This is a genomic window from Kitasatospora sp. NPDC059648 (assembly GCF_042734825.1).
Taxonomy (GTDB): Bacteria; Actinomycetota; Actinomycetes; order Streptomycetales; family Streptomycetaceae; genus Kitasatospora.
On sequence record NZ_JBHWDU010000012.1, the window covers coordinates 51,687 to 70,301 of the forward strand.

At 74.6% G+C, this 18,615-nt stretch carries 17 protein-coding genes and 1 pseudogene; 8 read left to right on the top strand and 10 right to left on the bottom strand.

Going from position 1 to position 18,615, the window contains the following annotated elements; all coding sequences use genetic code 11:
* Positions 1-69 precede the first annotated feature (69 nt).
* The 5 genes from ACFV1W_RS10445 to ACFV1W_RS10465 all read right to left on the bottom strand — a co-directional run bounded on the left by ACFV1W_RS10445 (position 70) and on the right by ACFV1W_RS10465 (position 4,168).
* Positions 70-1,161: a winged helix DNA-binding domain-containing protein gene (locus ACFV1W_RS10445; protein ID WP_380414992.1), complete on the bottom strand. Its 1,092-nt coding sequence runs from the start codon at positions 1,159-1,161 to the stop codon at positions 70-72.
* Positions 1,158-1,877: a glycerophosphodiester phosphodiesterase gene (locus ACFV1W_RS10450; RefSeq protein WP_380414994.1), complete on the bottom strand. Its 720-nt coding sequence runs from the start codon at positions 1,875-1,877 to the stop codon at positions 1,158-1,160. Before ACFV1W_RS10450 ends, ACFV1W_RS10445 begins: the two co-directional genes overlap by 4 nt.
* A complete protein-coding gene (locus tag ACFV1W_RS10455; protein ID WP_380414996.1) occupies positions 1,874-2,311 on the bottom strand; it encodes a hypothetical protein in 438 nt (145 codons plus the stop codon). Before ACFV1W_RS10455 ends, ACFV1W_RS10450 begins: the two co-directional genes overlap by 4 nt.
* 114 nt (positions 2,312-2,425) lie before the next feature.
* Positions 2,426-2,842: a molybdopterin-binding protein gene (locus ACFV1W_RS10460; RefSeq protein ID WP_380414998.1), complete on the bottom strand. Its 417-nt coding sequence runs from the start codon at positions 2,840-2,842 to the stop codon at positions 2,426-2,428.
* A gap of 123 nt (positions 2,843-2,965) precedes the next feature.
* Positions 2,966-4,168 (bottom strand): ROK family transcriptional regulator, encoded by a 1,203-nt coding sequence (locus ACFV1W_RS10465; RefSeq protein WP_380415000.1) that lies wholly within the window; start codon positions 4,166-4,168, stop codon positions 2,966-2,968.
* Positions 4,169-4,343: 175 nt separating this feature from the next.
* Between ACFV1W_RS10465 and ACFV1W_RS10470 the strand changes: the two genes are divergently transcribed.
* The 3 genes and pseudogenes from ACFV1W_RS10470 to ACFV1W_RS10480 form a co-directional block, all read left to right on the top strand.
* Positions 4,344-5,573, top strand: a complete 1,230-nt coding sequence (locus ACFV1W_RS10470) for an MFS transporter (protein ID WP_380415002.1) — start codon at positions 4,344-4,346, stop codon at positions 5,571-5,573.
* A 98-nt stretch (positions 5,574-5,671) separates the two neighbouring features.
* Positions 5,672-6,442, top strand: a complete 771-nt coding sequence (locus ACFV1W_RS10475; RefSeq protein ID WP_380415004.1) for a dienelactone hydrolase family protein — start codon at positions 5,672-5,674, stop codon at positions 6,440-6,442.
* A 147-nt stretch (positions 6,443-6,589) separates the two neighbouring features.
* Positions 6,590-6,784, top strand: a pseudogene (locus ACFV1W_RS10480) (HEAT repeat domain-containing protein); the annotation flags it as partial.
* Positions 6,785-6,838: 54 nt separating this feature from the next.
* Here ACFV1W_RS10480 and ACFV1W_RS10485 read toward each other — a convergent pair.
* Positions 6,839-7,486: a response regulator gene (locus tag ACFV1W_RS10485; RefSeq protein ID WP_380415006.1), complete on the bottom strand. Its 648-nt coding sequence runs from the start codon at positions 7,484-7,486 to the stop codon at positions 6,839-6,841.
* A complete protein-coding gene (locus ACFV1W_RS10490; protein ID WP_380415008.1) occupies positions 7,471-8,730 on the bottom strand; it encodes a sensor histidine kinase in 1,260 nt (419 codons plus the stop codon). Before ACFV1W_RS10490 ends, ACFV1W_RS10485 begins: the two co-directional genes overlap by 16 nt.
* Before the next feature lie 197 nt (positions 8,731-8,927).
* Here ACFV1W_RS10490 and ACFV1W_RS10495 point away from each other — a divergent pair, with 197 nt between their 5' ends.
* The 5 genes from ACFV1W_RS10495 (at position 8,928) to ACFV1W_RS10515 (ending at position 13,248) form a co-directional block, all read left to right on the top strand.
* Entirely contained in the window at positions 8,928-9,671 is a 744-nt protein-coding gene (locus ACFV1W_RS10495) for a TVP38/TMEM64 family protein (RefSeq protein WP_380415009.1), read from the top strand.
* A gap of 53 nt (positions 9,672-9,724) precedes the next feature.
* Positions 9,725-10,240 carry a DinB family protein gene (locus ACFV1W_RS10500; protein ID WP_380415011.1) on the top strand — a complete coding sequence of 172 codons (516 nt, stop codon included), beginning with the start codon at positions 9,725-9,727 and terminating at the stop codon, positions 10,238-10,240.
* A 271-nt stretch (positions 10,241-10,511) separates the two neighbouring features.
* Complete coding sequence (locus ACFV1W_RS10505) at positions 10,512-10,904, top strand: cell division protein SepF (RefSeq protein ID WP_050366974.1); 393 nt, start codon at positions 10,512-10,514, stop codon at positions 10,902-10,904.
* A gap of 161 nt (positions 10,905-11,065) precedes the next feature.
* On the top strand, positions 11,066-11,680 hold the full coding sequence (locus ACFV1W_RS10510) for a TetR/AcrR family transcriptional regulator (RefSeq protein ID WP_380415012.1): 615 nt from the start codon (positions 11,066-11,068) through the stop codon (positions 11,678-11,680).
* Positions 11,677-13,248: an MFS transporter gene (locus ACFV1W_RS10515; protein WP_380415013.1), complete on the top strand. Its 1,572-nt coding sequence runs from the start codon at positions 11,677-11,679 to the stop codon at positions 13,246-13,248. The genes ACFV1W_RS10510 and ACFV1W_RS10515 overlap by 4 nt, the downstream gene beginning before the upstream one ends.
* 83 nt (positions 13,249-13,331) lie before the next feature.
* Here the strand turns inward: ACFV1W_RS10515 and ACFV1W_RS10520 are convergent, their stop codons facing one another.
* The 3 genes from ACFV1W_RS10520 to ACFV1W_RS10530 form a co-directional block, all read right to left on the bottom strand.
* Positions 13,332-15,797 carry a SpoIIE family protein phosphatase gene (locus tag ACFV1W_RS10520; protein WP_380415014.1) on the bottom strand — a complete coding sequence of 822 codons (2,466 nt, stop codon included), beginning with the start codon at positions 15,795-15,797 and terminating at the stop codon, positions 13,332-13,334.
* Between the two features lie 145 nt (positions 15,798-15,942).
* Positions 15,943-16,563 (bottom strand): TetR/AcrR family transcriptional regulator, encoded by a 621-nt coding sequence (locus ACFV1W_RS10525; RefSeq protein WP_380415016.1) that lies wholly within the window; start codon positions 16,561-16,563, stop codon positions 15,943-15,945.
* A gap of 103 nt (positions 16,564-16,666) precedes the next feature.
* Positions 16,667-18,268: a 4-coumarate--CoA ligase family protein gene (locus ACFV1W_RS10530; RefSeq protein ID WP_380415017.1), complete on the bottom strand. Its 1,602-nt coding sequence runs from the start codon at positions 18,266-18,268 to the stop codon at positions 16,667-16,669.
* Between the last annotated feature and the right edge of the window lie 347 nt (positions 18,269-18,615).

Here is an 18,615-nt window from a genome sequence, read left to right on the forward strand (position 1 = left end):
CGGGGGTCGTCGTTGAGTCCGAACCGACCCATCTCACCAGAGAACCTGACGACCCGCCCGTTGTGGCGGCTAGCCGACCGCCTCGATCCGCACCGTCCCGCCCCCGCTCGCGCCCGCGAAGGCCAGTACCCGGTGCGCCTCCGCCTCCGCCGCCTCGCGGTCCGCCCGCGCCAGACGGACGAACGGCTGGACGACCGCCTCCTGCTCCCCCGTCAGCCGCCACGTCCCCGCGACCAGCCCGTCCACCAGCAGGGTTCCGAGCACCAGCCCGTTCCGGGTCATCACCCGCCCCTTGTACTCCTCCGGCAGCACCCGGTTCCGGTCGGCGTGCGAGAGCAGCAGGTTGTCGAACGGCGCGAGCAGCCGCACCGGCGCCGGGGCGTCCGGCTCGGGCCGGGGCGCCTGCGGCAGGTCGTACAGCAGTCGGCCCTGCTCGTCCCGGAAGGTCAGCAGCCGCGGGGCGAGCCGCCGCAGCACGGGGCCGAGCCCGGTGAGGCCGGACCACTTCCCCAGGTCCGCCGCCCCGGCCGGGCCGAAGGCGGCGAGGTAGCGCAGCACCAGGCCGTCCGGCGGGGGCGCGGGGTCGAGCGGGCGGCCGAGCCAGGCCTCCGCGGTGGTGTGGGCGGCCGGGCCGCCGCGCCCCCACAGCCCGCGCGGTGGCACCTGGACCAGCGGCAGCAGGCACCGCGCGGCCTGGGCCAGCGCCGCCGGGTCGCGGTCGGGGCGGGTGGCGGCCAGCAGCGCGCCGAGGCGCTGGAAGGTGCGCGGCTCCTCCTCGACCAGGGCGCGGGCCTCGGTGGCCAGCGCGGCCAGGTCCAGTCCGGCCAGCCGCTTGCCGTAGGTGGTGCGCAGCGCCTGGTCCAGGACGGGCTGCAGCAGCGGGCGCAGGGTCAGGCAGTCCTCGGCCGTGACCAGGTGGATGGTGCCGCGCTGGAGCGCGATCCGGACCACCGCCCGCCGTTCGACCAACCCGGTGAGCTGCTCCCCGGCGAAGCCGTCCAGCCGGGAGAGCAGCCCGAGGTACGGCGGCTGGGGGACGGCCTGGGCCTGGAGGCCGTCGAGGTGGTGGACGACCTCCAGGGGCGTCCGGTCCGTACGGGCGAGCAGGTGCTGACGGGCCAGGAGGGCTCGGCCCAGGGCGCGGTTGCCGAGCACCGTCACCGGCGGCCGTCCACGACGGAGCGCAGCACGGAGATCCGGTTGGTGGTGATGGAGGCGGCCCCGGTGTCGCGCAGTCGGCGCATGGTGCGGCGCAGGTCGGCGGTCCAGGCGGAGACGGCGAGCCCCTCGTCCGCCGCGGCCTCGACGAACCCGGGGGTGACCAGGCCGAACGGCGGGTTGAGGTAGCGCGGGCGCAGGTCGCGCAGCAGGGCGGGCGCGGGCATCCGGGGCTGCTTCCAGGTGAGCGCGATCTCGGCGTCCGGGCTGAGCTCGCGCACGGCCAGCATGGCGGTGGTGTGGCCGCAGAAGGCGACCAGCCCCTCGGCGCCGAGCCCGGTGACGACGGACCAGGTGGCGGCGGCCGGCCCGGGCTCGTCCAGGTCGATCAGCAGTCGCGGGCCGTTCGCGTCCGCCACTACCTTGATCGCCTCGGCGAGGGTGGGCACGGAAAGGGCGCCCTGGCGCAGCTCGGCCAGCTGCTCGGTGGTGACCCGGCCGATCGAGCGCGGGTCACCCCAGAGCCGTTCCAGGGTGGGGTCGTGCAGCAGCACCGGCACCTTGTCGCGGGTGAGCTGGACGTCCACCTCGACGGCGTCGGCCCCGGCGGCGAGCGCGGACTCGACGGAGGGCAGGGTGTTCTCCCGGTGGCGGTACGGGTCGCCGCGGTGGGCGACGGCGAGCACCGGGCGGCGGTCGGCGGGGGCGGCGGGGCTCATCGGATCCTTCCGGACAGCCAGGGGGTGAGGTCGTGGGCGCCGAGCGACTCGCGGTAGCCGGGTTCCCGCGGGACGGTGACGATCAGGGTGGTGGACGGCGGGAAGGTCCGTGCCTTGACGTGCACCAGGCCGGACCAGACGGAGTTCAGGAAGGCCGGGACGCTGTCGCGCGGGACGTCGAAGGGGATGCCCTCGACCGTCACGGTTGCCTCGTCGTGGTGGAACAGCCGGACGGCGGTCCGCGGGCTGCCGCCGAACTCCAGCAGGGCCTCGTGCGGGATGGCGTCCGGCCCGTCGTCGTGGCCGACCAGTCCGGCGAAGGTCCGGTCGTGTCCGATGTCGTGCTGGGCGCGCACGGCGCGGCCGTGCCGGGCGGCGACGGCCTCGATCGCCAGCACGGCGCTCTGGGTGGTCGGCAGGTGCGGGGGCGGCATCCGGGCCTCTCGGTCGGGACTCGTCTTCGGTTCTTCGGTGCGGATCGGAAGGACGGGACCAGGGCGTGTCCTTCGGATCACGGCGACCGCCCGGCGTGATCCGAGAACCACGCCCTAGCGTCGCTCGATCATCACATTGGTCGACTTGACGACCGCCGTGGCGGGTGCCCCCGGCACCAGGTTCAGCTCCTCCGCCGACTCCCGGCTGATCAGCGACACCACCCGGAACGGCCCGGCCTGCACCTCCACCTGCGCGGCCACGTCGCCGAGCACCACGTCGGTGATGATCCCGGGGAAACGGTTGCGCGCCGAGGAGGGCCGGCCCTCGGCCTCGGCGTTCTCCGGCCGGGCCAGCTCGCGGGCGAAGGCGGCGAGCTCGGCGCCGGGAATGATCCGGTGCCCGTGCTCGTCCCGCACGGCGGCGAGCCGCCCGGCGTCCACCCAGCGCCGCATGGTGTCCGCGCTGACGCCGAGCAGCGCCGCCGCCTCACCGATGCGGTACGGGTTGACCGGCACCTCGGGCTGGCCCATGTGCGACTCCTGACGGTGGTTCGAGGTACGGGGTACGCGCGCCCCTCCGCCATCCTGCCGTACCAAGGACGCCGACGGGAAACGGCCCCGGACCAGCCCCTGGGCGCCGTCCGTCGGCACGGCCTACGGCTCGCCGAAGAGGTCCCGCCGCACGGCGTCCCCGGCGGTGAGCACCGCCCCGGCGAGCACCGCCCCGCCGCCCGCCGTACCGGCCCGCACCTCGGTGCGCAGCGGGGAGAACCCGGCCAGCCGCCGCTCGACCCGCCCGGCCAGCTCGGCGCCGCCGGCCCGGCCGATCTCGCCGCCGAGCACCACGCAGCCCGGGTCGAGCACCACGCAGAGCGCGGCCGCGCCGAGCGCGATCCGCTCGGCCAGCTCGTCCAGGAACGCCTCGCCCGCCGCACCGGCGGCCGGCGCGGCGCGCACCACGGCCTCGGCGGCGGACGCGTCCGCGGCCGGGTCGGCGGGCAGCCCGTGGGTGCGGGCGAGTGCGCAGATGGCGGCGCTGCCGACCAGGCCGTGGAAGCCGCCCTCGCAGCTGTCGGCGCTGGGCAGCCCGACCGTGCCGGGGACGGGCAGGAAGCAGATCTCGCCGGTGCCGCCGGAGAAGCCCCGGCGCAGCCGCCCGTCGAGGATGACGGCGGCGCCGACGCTGTGGCCGAGCCACATCAGCACGAAGGTGTCGCGGTCACGCGCTGCGCCGACCCGGTACTCGGCCCGGCCGGCCAGGTTGACCTCGTTCTCCAGGATGACGTCGGTACCGGGCAACTCCCTGAGGGCGGCCAGGAGTTCGGCGTGCCAGCCGGGGAGTTTGCCGGTGCTGTGCAGCCGGCCGGTGGCGGGGTCGACCAGGCCCGGGGCGCCGACCGCGACGGTGTGCAGCCGCTCGACGCCGGCGCCGCGCGCCGTCTCCAGCAGGGTGCGCACGATCGCCCCGGCGGTGTCTTCACCCGACGCGCCCGAGGAACCGCCCGACGGATCGACCGGCACCTCGGCGGTGGCGAGGCTGCGCCCGGCGAGGTCGGCGACGACCAGGCTGACGCCGCCCTCGCGGACGTCGAAGGCGGCGATGTGGGCGCGGGAGGCGACGAGTGCGTAGAGCCGGGCGTTGGGGCCGCGCCGCTGTTCGCCGCGTTCGCCGACGACGGCGACCAGGCCGGTGCGCTGGAGGCGGTCGAGCAGGTCGGCGACGGTCGGCCGGGACAGGCCGGTGAGGTCGCGCAGCTCGGTCGCGGTGAGCGGACCCTGTTCGAGCAGGAGGTTGAGCGCCAGCCGGTCGTTGATCGCCCGGGCGGTGCTCGGCGTGGCCGTACGCGCGGTGGTCATGGCCGATCATCCTTCCAGAGTGTTTCTATCAGGGTCCCTTCCTGATAATTTATCGAACCGGTCGCACGCACCACCGCCTACGGACGACTCCGCCGCGCGGACCCGTCGGCCTGCACGTAGACCACCCACAGGGCACCGTCGCGCCCCGACCAGCGCGACCGGGAGGGAACGCCGCATGACAGTCACCATCCACGAACCGCTCGCCGAGCCACGCCGCTCCAGGCTGGGCATCGCGCTGGTCTTCGGCGTGCACGGCGCCGTCGGCGGCACCTTCGTCACCCGCATCCCGTGGATCCAGGACCGGCTGGACCTCTCCCCCGGCCAACTCGGCCTGGCCCTGGTGATGCCCGCCATCGGCTCCTCCCTCGCGATGCCGCTCGCCGGACGCCTCGTCCACCGCTACGGAGGCCGGGCCGCGGTGCGCGGACTGATCTCGCTCTGGTGCCTCGCCCTCGCCCTGCCCGCCCTCGCCCCCTCGCTGCCGGCGCTGTGCGCGGTGCTGCTGGTGTACGGAGCCACGGCGGGGACGGCCGATGTCGCGATGAACGCCCAGGGGGTGGAGATCGAGCAGCGCCTCGGCCGCTCGATCATGTCCGGGCTGCACGGGATGTGGAGCGCGGGCGGCCTGCTGGCCTCCGGATTCGGCATCCTGGCGGCCCATCTGGACCTCGACGCCCGGCTGCAACTGGCCGTCACGGCAGCGGTGCTGCTCGCCGTCGCCCAACCGGTCTGCCGGGCCCTGCCCGACCTGCGGGCGCCCGAGGCGGGCGAGGAGCCGCCGCGCTTCGCCCTTCCGCCGCGCAGCTCGCTGGTGATCGGGCTGGTCGGCTTCTGCGCGGTGTTCGCCGAGGGCGCCTCGATGGACTGGAGCGGCGTCTACCTCAAGGACGTCACCGGCGCCTCCGCCACCCTCGCGGCCGCCTCGTACACCGCCTTCTCGCTCACCATGGCGGTCAGCCGCCTGGCCGGGGACGCGGCGATCCGCAGCCTCGGCGCCGTCCGCGCCACCCGGCTGGGCGGGGCGGTCGCGACCCTCGGCGGCGTCCTGGTGGTGGCCGCCGACCACCCGGCACTGGCCATTCCCGGCTTCGCCCTGATCGGCGTCGGCATCGCGGTGATCGTGCCGCTCGCCTTCGCGGCCGCCGGACGGATCGGCAGCAATCCCAGCCAGGCCATCGCCGGCGTCGCCACCGTCACCTACACCTCCGGCCTGATCGCCCCCGCCGTGATCGGCGCCCTCGCCCAGGCCACCTCGCTCAGCGTCTCGTTCGGGCTGGTCACCCTGCTCGCGTTCGCCCTGCCGCTGAGCGCCGGGGCGCTGCGCCGGGCTGAACCGAATTCCAACGAAAGCGTGACCACAATGTCACCGGAAAAGCCTTCCGGAAAAGACCTGTCCACGATATGATCAACAATTCAAAGGAGAATTCCCGCTAATATCGCCGACCGTCGGGCGCGCTCCAGCGCCCGGCGGTCTCCGCTATCCGCGAGGGGAATTCCCGCCACATGTGCTACGACCCGGATGCCGCGCCGCCCGCTCCCACCCCCGCCCGCCGGCCACTGGCCGAGGCCGCCGACCTCACCCTGACCTCCGCGGACGGCACCGAGTTCGCCGCCTTCCTGGCCCGTCCGGTACTGGCCACCGGCGTCGGCGTGCTCGTCCTGCCGGACAACAAGGGCCTTTCCGCGTTCTACCGGCACACCGCCGCCCGGCTCGCCGAACAGGGGCACCCGGCCCTCGTCCTCGACTACTACGGCCGCACCGCCGGGGCCGCCCCGGAAAGCCGCCCGCCGGAATTCGGCGAGCTCCCGAACCTGCTCCCCCACCTCCTCGCACTCACCCCCGAGACGCTGGACGCCGACCTCACCGCCGCCCTGGAGCGGCTGCGCGCCGTCGGCCCCGCCGAGGTGGTCGCGCTCGGCTTCTGCTTCGGTGGCCGCCAGGCCTTCCGCACCGCCGCACCCCGCTTCGGCCTGGCAGGGGCGGTCGGCTTCTACGGCTACCCCGACGCGATCAACGGCGCCCCCGGCCCCACCCAGCTGGCCGCCGGCCTCACCGCCCCGGTCCTCGCCCTGTGGGGCGGCGCCGACGAGCACATCCCGCCCGCCGCCGTCGAGGCCTTCGACACGGCCCTCACCGCGGCTGGCTGCCCGCACGAGTTCGTCACCTACCCGGGCGCCCCGCACAACTTCTTCGAACGGTCGGCCGTCGACCACGCGGACGCGGCCGGGGACGCCTGGAACCGGCTGCTGGCCTTCCTCGACGCGGCCGACTGAGCCGCCCCTGAAATCCCTTCGCCCCGCCGCACGTCGCGGCCCGACACCGGGGCCGTGCTCGGATTCCCCAGGATCGACAGGATCGACAGGATCGACAGGATCGACAACGACGCCCTGGTCACCTGCCTGGGCGACCCCCAGCGCACCGTGGCGGCCCACCGGGAGCTGCTCCGGCGCGGAACGGACGCCCTGGGCGCGATCCGCGCCGGGCTGTCCCACGACCACCCGGCCGTCCGGGCGGGCTGCTGCCGCCTCCTGGACCACCTGGTCGACACCGACTCCATGGACCTGCTCGTCGCCATGGCCGACGGCCCCGACGCCGAGGTCAGGATCGCCGCCTTCCACGCCCTGGCCTGCGACCGCTGCAAGGACGACGCCTGCACACCGGACGGAGCCTCAGGACCGGTTCAGGTAGGTGAGCACGGCCCGGACCCGGCGGTTGGTGTCGTCGTCATCGGCGATGCCGAGCTTGCCGAACATCGAGGTGGTGTACTTGCTGATCGCGCTGTCGCTGAGGAACAGCCGCCGCCCGATGGCCTGATTGGACAGCCCCTCCGCCATCAGCCCGAGCACCTCGTACTCGCGCCCGGTGAGCTGGCTGAGCCCCCGCTCCGGCGGGCTCGCGGACAGCAGCTTGGCGATCACCGCCGGGTCCATCGCCGTGCCGCCGGCCGCGACCCGCTCCAGCGAGCCGATGAACTGGTCGGCGTCGAACACGCTCTCCTTCAGCAGGTAGCCGACCCCGCCGGAGCCGTCCGCCAGTAGCTCCCGCGCGTACAGCTGCTCCACGTGCTGGGAGAGGATCAGGATCGGCAGTCCGGGCAGCTCGCGGCGGGCCGTGAGCGCCGCCCGCAGGCCCTCGTCCGACTGGGTCGGCGGCATCCGGACGTCGATCACGGACACGTCCGGGCGGTGGGCCAGCAGCGCGTCGAGCGTCTCGGGCCCGGTGGAGGCGGTGGCCACCACCTCGTGCCCGCAGGCCTCGATCAGGTGGACCATCCCGTCGCGCAGGAGGTAGAGGTCTTCGGCTACGAGGATTCGCACGGCACCGTCATCCTGACGTGGGTCGGTCCGCCGGGCGGACTGGTGATGTCGAGGGAGCCGTCGAAGGCGCCGAGGCGGCGGCGCAGGCCCGCGAGCCCGCCGCCGGGCCGTTCCCGGACGCCGCCCGAGCCGTCGTCCCCGACCTCGACGACGAGCCCGTGCTCGTCCTGGTGGAAGGTGACACCGGCCCGGGCCGCCCCGCCGTGCTCGACGGCGTTGGTGAGCAGTTCGGCGACACCGAAGTACACCGCGGACTCGATCGGCGCGTCCACCCGCACCGGCGCCTGCGCATCGACGGTCACCTCCAGCCGCAGGTCGAGGGCGAGGGCGCGCACCGCCTCGACCAGTCCGCGTTCGGTCAGCACCGGCGGGCTGATGCCGTGGACCAGTTCGCGCAGTTCGGCCAGCGAGGCCTTCGCGCCGTCCTGGGCGTCCCGCATCAGTGCCTTGGCCCGCTCCGGGTCGCGCTCCACCAGCAGCTGGGCGGTGGCCAGCGAGAGACCGAGCGCGACCAGCCGGGCCTGTGCGCCGTCGTGCAGGTCCCGCTCGATCCGGCGGATCTCGGCGGCCTGGGCGACGGTGGCGTCCGCCCGCTGGGCGGTCAGCTCCGCCACCCGCTCGGCCAGCGCCATGGCCCGCGAGGGCCGCAGGAAGCGCCCGGCCACCGGCGTCACCAACCGCCAGGCGTACGGCGCGCCGCCGACGGCCAGCAGCAGCCCGACCGCCCCGAGCAGCCGGGCGGGCACCTCCGGCCGGGCCAGCCCGAGCACGGCCGCGGCCAGCGCGGCCGGCGGCAGCGCGGCGACCGGGCCCGCGGTGACCGCCGCGACCGCGACGAACCGCAGGTCCCGCAGGTTGGCCGGGTCGCGCCAGCGGACCCGCCAGTGCTGGTCCATCAGGGCGTCGCGGCGGGTCTTCTCGTACGTGAAGCCGTTCCACCAGAACCCGGTGGACATCCGGGTCACCGGCGGGGCCTGCCGGTAGCCGGCGGGCAGGACGGGACCGCCCCAGCGCGCCACCAGGGCGCGCGCGGCCCGGCACACCGGGCGGCTCAGCCCGAGGGTGCCCACGCACACCAGGACCAGCGGCGGCAGCCACGACCACGGGTTGGTCGGCCCCCAGGACCGGCCCAGCACCACCGCGCCCGCCCACACCACCGGGACCGGCAGGGTCACCGCCGCGACCGCGCACGCCCGCAGGAACCCCGTCGCGGCCCCCGTCGCCCACCCGCCCAGCTTCCCCATCGAGCCTTCCCCCCTTCCGCCGGTGCACCCACTGTGCACCGCGCGGAACCCCCGTCCGCCCCGCTCCGGGCCGGGAGTGTGGCCAGGCCCACCCAGCTGTGGGCCCAGCCGGACCCCCGCCATCATGCCGATCACGATCACCGGCGTCGACCCTCACCCCCGGCCGGCCCGCTCCGGGGACCGGTTAGGCTCTCGCCGTGCCCGCAGCCCTGACGACCGCCGACGAGCCGACCGCCGACGAGCCGACCGCCGACGAGCCCGCCGTCCACGACGGGCGGCACCCGACCCGTTCGGCCTGGTGGCGGTTCGGCCTGCTGGTGGTGCTGCTGGGGGCCTGCGCCGGCTCGCTGCTGCTCTGGAGCCCGACCGACCTGCTCTCGGGCGGGCTGGCGGACCGGATGCCCGGCTACTGGTTCGCGCCGCTGTTCGCCCTCGTCTACGCGGTCGGGACGCTCGCCTTCGTACCGCGCCCCGCACTGAACGCCGTGGCCGGACTGCTGCTGGGCATCCGGCAGGGGGTGCCGCTCGCGGTGCTCGGCACCACCCTGGGCGCGGCCATGGCCTTCGCCCTCGGCCGGGGGCTGGGTCGCGAGGCGCTGCGGCCGTACCTGCGCGGCAAGGTGCTCGGCGCCCTCGACCGGCGCTTCACCGACCAGGGCTTCCGCAGCGTCCTGGTGCTGCGGCTGCTGCCCGGCCTGCCGTTCCAGGCGGGCAACTACGGCGCGGCGTTCTCCGGGGTCCGCTTCCTCCCCTTCCTGTTCGCCACCGCGATCGGCGTGGTGCCGACCACCGCCGTGTACGTCGTCGCGGCGGCCAGTGCGGACCAGCCGGGCTCGGCCGCGTTCCTGGTCTCGGCCGGGGTGATCGCCCTGCTGGTGCTGGGCAGCCTGGTCGGGCTCTGGCGGGCGACCGCGGTCCGCCGCCGCGCGCGGGCCGGCTGACGGGCCCCGCAATTCGCTCGCGCTCCCGCGCCACCGGGGCCACGATGGCCGGCATGACCGAACTCACCCCGCGGGTCGACCCGCCGATGGCCGCCGACGAGGCCGCCATGCTCACCTCCTGGCTCGACTACCACCGCAGCACCCTCGCCCTGAAGTGCGAAGGCCTGACCGACGATCAGCTGCGGCTGCGCTCCGTCCCGCCGTCCTCGCTCTCCCTGCTCGGCCTGGTCCGGCACATGGCCGAGGTCGAGCGGCACTGGTTCCAGGGCATCCTGCTCGGCGAGGAGACCGCCACCGGCCACTACTGGACCGAGGCGGACCCGGACGGCGACTTCGACCACGTCGACACCGCCGACGTCGCCGCGGACTTCGCCACCTGGCACGCCGAGATCGAGGCCGCCCGCCGGGCGTCGGCCGGACTGCCGCTCGACACCGCCGGAAAGCGGCTGCGCCAGGACGAGGAGGTGACGCTCCGCTGGATCCTCGTCCACATGATCGAGGAGTACGCGCGACACAACGGGCACGCGGATTTGTTGCGGGAGCTGGTGGACGGTTCGACCGGCGAGTGAAATCGTTTCGGCATTGTTGACAGAAGGTCAATTACGCCGTGAGCGCGACCGATATGGTCTACGCGCGCAACCGTACCGAGCTGCGCCGCGTCGCTGTCCTTGCCCGGTTCCGCCCGGGTTTCCGGTGCGGCGCGACTCGTACGGAGGCCACGAGCGGGCACGGGACCGGTGAACAGTGCGATACTCGGACAGTTCCGACGAGTGGATGACGTGTCAAAAAGGACACGCAACCCCCGGGGGGACCAGACGGGACGAGGCAGGGAGGCGCGGCATGGGAGCACTTCGCGACGAGCACCACAACGGGTGGCTGATGCCCTCCGGGAACTACCCGGCCGCGGTGTACGACGACGAGTGGGTGGATCAGGAGACGGTGCCCGCCGTCCCCGCGCCCGCGAAGATCGTCTCCCTGCGGCCGACGGGCTTCGAGGCGGCCCGAACGGTCGGTGAGCACATCCGGGCCAGCACCCCGGTGGTCATGGACCTCACCGAGATGGACGAGGCCGAGGCCAAGCGCATGGTCGACTTCGCCTCCGGGCTGATCTTCGGCACTCGGGGCGGCATCGAGCGGATCGCCCGCCGGGTCTTCCTGCTCACCCCGGCGGACGTCGAGGTGATGGTGATCGACCGCCCGCTCGACGAGACCGGCTTCTACAACCAGAGCTGACCGGAACGGCGCGGGCCCGGCAGCCCGCAGCACCCCACCGGGGGCGGCGCACACCAGCCGTCCCCGGTTTTTGCTGCTCGCGTTCGATTCGGCCATGACGCAACTGAGATTCTCAGTAAAAGAACGAGACATCAGTGTCTCATCTGGCCTACACTCGACTCATGGCCACCGACCGCGACACCGTGCTGGAAGCCGCCGTCGGCGTGCTGTCCCGCCGCCCCACCGCCCACCTGGACGAAATCGCCCGCGCCGCGGGCATCAGCCGGGCCACCCTGCACCGGCTGTTCCCGGGCCGCGACGCGCTGATCCGCGACGTCGGCCGGCTCGGACTGCAGCGCTTCGCCGCCGCCCTGGACACCGCCGCCGTCGAGGAGGGCGACGCCCAGGCGGCCCTGCGCCGCCTGGTGGACGCCGCCGTCCCGGACGCCATGCTCTGCGCCTTCCTGGCGGGCGAGAACCAGCTCTACGACGACGACGGGATCAACGACCTCTGGGAAGTCCAGATCGCCCGGCTGCACGCGCTCTTCCTGCGCGGACAGCGCGAGGGCGTCTTCCGGATCGAGCTGAGCGCCGCCTGGCTGAGCGAGGCCTTCTTCGACCTGGTGGCCGGGCTCGGCTGGGCCATCCAGGACGGCCGGCTCGCCCCGCGCGACGCCGCCTTCTCCCTCGCCGAGCTCTTCCTCGGCGGCGCCCTGCGCCGGGACACCGCTCCCCCCACCCACGACGCCCCCACCCACCGCACCTCGGACCGGAAACCGGAAACCGATACCCCATGAGCACCCCCGTTCTGACCGCCCGCCAGCGCTGGACCGGCCTCGCCGTCCTGGTGCTGGCCGTCACCGTGGTCGCCCTGGACGCGACCGTGCTCTCCCTCGCCCTCCCCTCCATCAGCGAGACGCTGCGACCCAGCGGCACCCAGCTGCTCTGGATCGGCGACGCCTACTCCTTCGTGCTGGCCGGCCTGCTGGTCAGCATGGGCGCCCTGAGCGACCGGATCGGCCGCAAGAAACTGCTGCTGACCGGCGCCACCGCCTTCGGCGCCGCCTCGCTGCTGGCCGCGTACGCCCCGAGCCCCGGCTGGCTGATCCTGGCCCGGGCGCTGCTCGGCGTCGCCGGGGCGACGATCATGCCCTCCACCCTCTCGCTGGTCCGCACCCTGTTCCCGGACGACCGGGAGCGGGCCACCGCGATCGGCATCTGGGGCGCGGCCGCCACCGCCGGCGCCGCGCTCGGGCCGGTGGTCGGCGGGCTGCTGCTGGAGCACTTCTGGTGGGGTTCGGTGTTCCTGCTGAACATCCCGGTGCTGGTCCTGCTGCTGGTGTCCGGCGTATGGCTGCTGCCGGAGTCCCGGGACCCGAAGCCGGGGCGCTGGGACGTGCCGAGCGTCGCGCTGTCGATGGCCGGGGTGATCGGCGTGGTGTACGCGATCAAGGAGGGCGCCACGCACGGCCCGGCCCGCTGGGACGTGCCCGTCACCTTCCTCCTGGGTGCCGCCGCGCTGGCCGTCTTCGTCCGCCGCCAGCTGCGGCTGGAGACCCCGCTGCTGGAGGTCGGGCTGTTCCGCGACCGTCGGTTCACGGCCGCCGTCACGGCCTCGCTGATCTCGCTGGTCGGCCTGTCCGGCGTGATCTTCGTGCTCTCCCAGTACCTCCAGCTGGTGCGCGGCTACGAGCCGCTCCGGGCGGGTCTGGCGGAGCTGCCGGCCTTCGCCGGTTCGGTGGCCGGCGGGCTGCTGACCGCCCGGATCGCCCGGCGCTTCGGCGCCCGGCGGGCGCTGGCCGTCGGCATGCTGGCGATGGGCCTGGCCACGGGTGCGCTGGGCTGGATGGCGCAGGACACCACCTACCTGCTGCTGGCCGCCGCCTTCCTGGTGACCGGTACGGCCGAGGGCGTCGTCTACACCCTCGGCGCCGACCTGGTGCTGTCCGCCGCGCCGGCCGACAAGACCGGGGCCGCCTCGGCGGTCTCGGAGACGGCGTACGAGCTGGGCACCGCACTCGGCATCGCCCTGGTCGGCTCGGTGGTCGGCTCGATCTACGCGAACGGGCTGTCCGTCCCGGCCGGGACCTCCCCCGGGGACGCCGCCCGGGCCGGGGAGTCGCTGGGCGGCGCCGTGGAGACGGCGCAGGGGCTGTCGCCGGAGCTGGCGCAGCCGCTGCTGGCGAGCGCGAAGGAGTCCTTCGTGCACGGCATGAACGGCGCCGGACTGCTGGCCGGGGCGCTGCTGACCGCCGCGGCCGCGCTGGCCTGGTGGCTGTTGCGCGACCGCTCCGCGAGGACGCCGGTCGAGGCGGCCGAGGCGGCCGAGCCGGCCGAGCCGGCCGGGGCCGCCCGCGGCAACTGAGCGCCGGGCGAGCGCATGAGAACGGCCGTTCCCGAATCGGGAACGGCCGTTCTCATGTCCGGGGGGGCGTCCACGGGCGTCGGCTACGAGGTCCCGAAGGGGAGTTCCAGCTCGGCCCAGACCACCTTGCCGTCCCTGGTCAGCCGACTGCCCCAGCGCTGGGCCAGCTCGCTGACCAGGAACATCCCGCGCCCGCCCTCGTCCTGCTCGGCGAAGGGGCGCAACTGCGGGGTCGCGCCGCCGGCGTCGGAGACCTCGACGGTGAGCACCCGGTCGCGGAACAGCCGCAGCCGGCGCGGCGCCTCGGCGTGCAGCAGGGCGTTCGTGACCAGCTCGCTGACCAGCAGCTCGGCGTAGTCGGAGAGTGCGCTCAGGCCCCAGGACTCCAGGGCGGCGCGGGTGAAGCGGCGGGCCCGGCCGGGGAGCTTGCCGCCGCCGGTGAGCGGGAGGGTGGCGATCCGGTCGGCGGGCACCGGCAGCGCCCTGGCCATGATCATCGCGATGTCGTCCTCGGTGCCGTCGGTGACCAGCGCGCCGATCACGGCGTCGCAGGTCTCCTCCAGCGTGCGGCCGGGCCCGGCCAGGGTGCGGGCGAGCAGGTCGATGCCGTCGTCCAGGTCCTGGCCGCGCCGCTCGACCAGGCCGTCGGTGTAGAGGGCGAGCACGCCGCCCTCGGGGAGGGTGAACCCGATCGACTCGAAGGCGACCCCGCCGACGCCCAGCGGTACGCCGGGCGGCACCTCGACCCGGCGGGCGACGCCGTCGGTGCCGACCCAGACCGGCGGCAGGTGGCCGGCCGAGGCGACCTGGACGGTGCGCTCCAGCGGGTCGTAGACGGCGCAGATGCAGGTGGCGAACTGGCCCTCGCCGATCCCCGAGGCGGTCTCGTCCAGTCGGGTGAGGACCTGCTCGGGCGCCATGTCCAGGGTGGCGAGGGTCCGGGCGACGGTGCGCAGCTGGCCCATGGTGGCGGCGGCGCGGATGCCGTGGCCCATCACGTCGCCGACCACCAGGGCGACCCGCCCGCAGGACAACGGCACCACGTCGAACCAGTCGCCGCCGACCTCGCTGACCACGCTGCTCGGCAGGTAGCGGTAGGCGATCTCCAGGCCGAGGGTGCGGTGGATCTCCTGCGGCAGCAGGCTGCGCTGGAGGGTGAGCGCGGTCTCCCGCTCGCGGCGGTAGAGCCGGGCGTTGTCGAGGGCCAGGGCGGTGCGGGCGACGAGTTCCTCGGCGAGCGCGACGTCGGCCTCGTTGAACGGCTCGGGGTTGCGCATCCGGATGAACTCGGAGCCGCCGAGCACCATGCCCCGGGCGGTGATCGGGACCATCAGGTACGAGTGGATGCCGGCGGCCATCCCGGGGGCGACCCGGTCCTCGCTGGACACCAGGCCGCGCAGCACCTCCTCGTCCACGTGGGCCCGCAGCAGCGGCCGTCCGCTGCGCAGGCACTGGGTGTAGCTGCGGTCGGGGGCGTACTCGGAGGTCTCGCCGACGACGTCCACGGCGTGCGCGAGGCCGGTCTCGTAGTTCTCCCCGACGGCGACGGCGCGCAGGGTGACGGAGCGGTCGGAGGGGATCGGGGTGGGTTCGGCGCCGCGCAGCACCGGCTCCAGCAGGTCGACGGTGGCGAAGTCGGCGAACCGGGGGACGACCGCCTCGATCAGCTCCTCCGCGGTGCGCTGGAGGTCGAGTGTGGTGCCGATCCGGGCGGTGGCCTCGGCGATGGTGGCCAGCCGCTCCTGGGCGCGGGCGGCGCGGGCCTCGGCCTGGAAGCGCTCGGTGACGTCGATGATCGAGGAGCAGACGCCGAAGACCTTGCCGGTGGAGTCCTCCAGCCGGAAGTAGGAGGCGGACCAGGCCCGGTCCCGCCGGGGGTCGCCGGGGACGCGGCCGTGCGAGCGGGCGTCGACCACGGGCTTGCCGCTCCTGAGCACCTGTCTCATGATCTGTTCGATCTCGGCGGTGTTGATGCCGGGCAGGACGGCGGATATCCGTCTGCCCAGGTGGCCGGCGACCGGCACGCCGTTCATCCGGGCGAGTGCCTCGTTGATCCGGACGAAGCGCAGGTCGGTGTCGTAGACGGCCATGCCGATCGGGGAGCGGCCGAAGATGCCGCCCAGCACGGCGAGGTCGGCCTCGATCGCGTGGATGGCCCGGGTGTCGGAGGCGGTGGCGAGCAGCAGCAGGGTGCCGGCCGGTCCGGCGATCGGGTAGGTGCGGAACTCCAGCTCGACCCGGTGCCCGTCGCGGTGGCGGACCGGGAAGACGAAGAGGGCGCCGCTGCCGGCCATGATCTGCTCGAACAGGGCGAGCACGGCGGGCCGGTCGGACTCGTCGGTCAGCAACCGGGCGGCGTAGCTGCCGACGGCCTCCTCGGCGGAGTAGCCGAGCAGCGCCTCGGCGTCCTCGCTCCAGTGCAGGATCAGTCCGTCGGCCTGGAGCAGCGCCGTGGCGAGCGGGACGAGGCGGTGGCCTTCCGGGCGTGCGGTATCGCCGTCCGGCGCGGAGCCGGCGGCGGCGGTCGCGTCCCACTCGTGTCCGTGCATTCAGGCAGCACCCCGGTTCGGCTCGTACCCGGCCGAGTGGGCCTCACGGTCCGTGCCGGCCGGGTTTCTTCTCCAGACTGCACGGACATCGGCCGCCCGGCGACCCCTTGGTCGGGGGACGTCCGGTCGCTCGGTTGTACGGGCGTCATGGGCGTACCGGCCGCAGCGTACTCTCCAGAACGCCCGCCCACTGCCGGATCACCCCGGAACGTCGAAGGCTGTCGTCGGTGAGCAGGTTGGCCAGGCCGAGGCCGCGGGCGAGGTCGAGCGTGGCCTGCACCGATTCGCGCACGCCGGGGCGGGTCTCGTCGGCGTCCAGGAACTCCACGGCGGCCCGGTGGGCCTCCCGGCCGACGTGTCCCTCCAGGGCGACGATCCGCTCGCGCAGGCCCTCCTCGGTGGCGGCGGCGGTCCACAGGTGCAGGGCGGCGCGGAACAACGGGCCGGTGTAGAGGCGGACGATCATGTCGACCACGGCCCGGGTGCGGTCGGGGCCGGCGGCCGGCAGTTCGTCCGCGTGGGCGCGGACCGCTGCCAGCCGCTCGGCGGTGACGTGCTCGACGGCCGCGGTGAAGAGGTCCTCGCGGGTCGGGAAGTGGTGCTGGGCGGCGCCCCGGGAGACGCCGGCCCGTTCGGCGACCACGGTGACGGTGGAGCCCTGCCAGCCGAGCTCGGCCAGGCAGTCCACGGCGGCCGCGAGCAGCCGGGCCCGGGTGGCGCGGCTGCGCTCCTGCTGGGGGGTGCGGACGGCGGGGTGGCTGGTCATGACGGGTGGGCGGTTCCTGTGTCGACGGGGTCTGTTCCGGTGGGGCGCGGTGGGTCGATCCTCACAGACGGGCCGCGGTCCTCGTCCGCCGGGGCCCCGGCCTTCAGGAGGCGGCTCCGGCCCGGGCGGCCTCGCGGGCGCGCAGTTCGCGGCGCAGGATCTTCCCCGCCGCGGACTTGGGGACGGCGTCCACGAACTCCACCGCGCGCACCTTCTTGTACGGGGCGACCTGCCCGGCGACGTAGCCGGTGACGTCCTCCTCGGTCAGCTCGCTGCCCGGGGCGCGGACCACGAAGGCCTTGGGGCACTCGGTGCCGTCGGCGTCGGGGACGCCGATCACGGCGGCGTCGGCGATCTGGGGGTGGCCCAGCAGCACGGCCTCCAGTTCGGCGGGGGCGACCTGGTAGCCCTTGTACTTGATCAGCTCCTTGACCCGGTCGACGACGAACAGGTAGCCGCGCTCGTCCACGTAGCCGATGTCGCCGGTGTGCAGCCAGCCCTCGGCGTCGACCACGGCGGCGGTCTCGGAGGGCCGCCCGAAGTAGCCCTTCATCACCTGGGGGCCGCGGATCAGCAGCTCGCCCCGCTCCCCCGGGCCGAGGTCGTCGCCGGAGCCGTCCAGGGCGGTGACCCGCAGCTCGGTGGAGGGGACCATCCGGCCGACGGAGCCGGGCGAGGGGTCGGGCTCGGTCGGGGAGACCACGTGGGTGACCGGGGACAGCTCGGTCATCCCGTAGCCCTGGAGCAGGTGCGGCAGGTTAAGGCGGCGGGCGCAGGCCTCGGCGAGTTCCCGGTCCAGCGGGGCGGCCGCGCACAGCAGGTACTCGACCGAGGAGAGGTCGAAGCGCTCCACGAGCGGGTGCTTGGCCAGCGCGAGGACGATCGGCGGGGCGACCACCAGGCCCTGCACCCGGTGCCGCTCGACCGCGCGGCAGAAGGTCTCCAGGTCGAAGCGGGGCAGCACGACGACGGTGGCGCCGCACCGCAGCGGCTGGTTGAGCAGCGCGGTCAGGCCGTAGATGTGGAAGAACGGCAGCACGGCGAGCACCCGTTCGCCCACGGCGGGGCGGTAGAGGGCGTCGGTCTGGGCGAGGTTGGTGGCGATCGAGCGGTGGGTGAGCATCACGCCCTTGGGCAGGCCGGTGGTGCCGCTGGAGTACGGCAGGACGGCGATGTCCTCGCCCGGGTCGATGGCCGGCTCGGGGGCGGGGCCGGTAGCGGCCAGCAGGTCGGCGAGCGAGGGGTGGCCCTCGGCGCCGTCCAGGACGACCGTGGCGGTCAGCGGGCGGCCGGCGGCGGCGAGCAGGTCGGCGGCGGCCCGGGCGGTCGGCAGGAACGGGGAGACGGTGATCAGCCAGCGGGCGTCGCTGTCGCCCAGTTGGCCGGCCAGTTCGCCAGGGGTGCTCAACGAGGACACCGTGGTCACGGTGGCGCCGGCCCGGGTGGCGCCGTAGTAGGCCGTCGGGTAGGCGATCGAGTTCGGGCTGAACAGTGCGACCACGTCCCCCTTGCGCACCCCCGCCTCGGCCAGCCCGGCGGCGACCCGCTCGACCGAGGCGGCGAGCCGGGCGTAGTCGACCCGCTCCCCGGTGAGGCCGTCGATCAGGGCCGTCCGGTCGCCGTACCGGGCCGCCGACGAGAGCACCGCTTCGTGGATCGGCAGGTCGACGTCGGGGACGTCCGGGAATTCGCTTCGGAAGACCAAGGCATGCCTCCAGTAAGGAAGTTGACGCGACAACTAGTTGTTCCGGGGGTGCGTTCAGGAGCATACGGACAGTCAGGGGGCAGGCTCGGCCATTGTGCGGAACCCGGGGCGGTGAACGCGTGGCGCGGTTGCTCCGGAGGGCGCCCGACCGGACGGTTCGCGGCACGGCCGGCCACGAGGTGCGGCCCCGGCTCCTGGAGCAACTCCGTGAGACTTCCCCCCCGGCGCTGGTTCTCGCGGCCGGGGCACGGCGGCACGCCCCCGGGCCCCGGCCCCGGCGGGCCGCCCACCCCCCCGGCGCCACCCCCCCCCCAGCACCCCCGCACCACAGCCCCCGGGAACCCGGC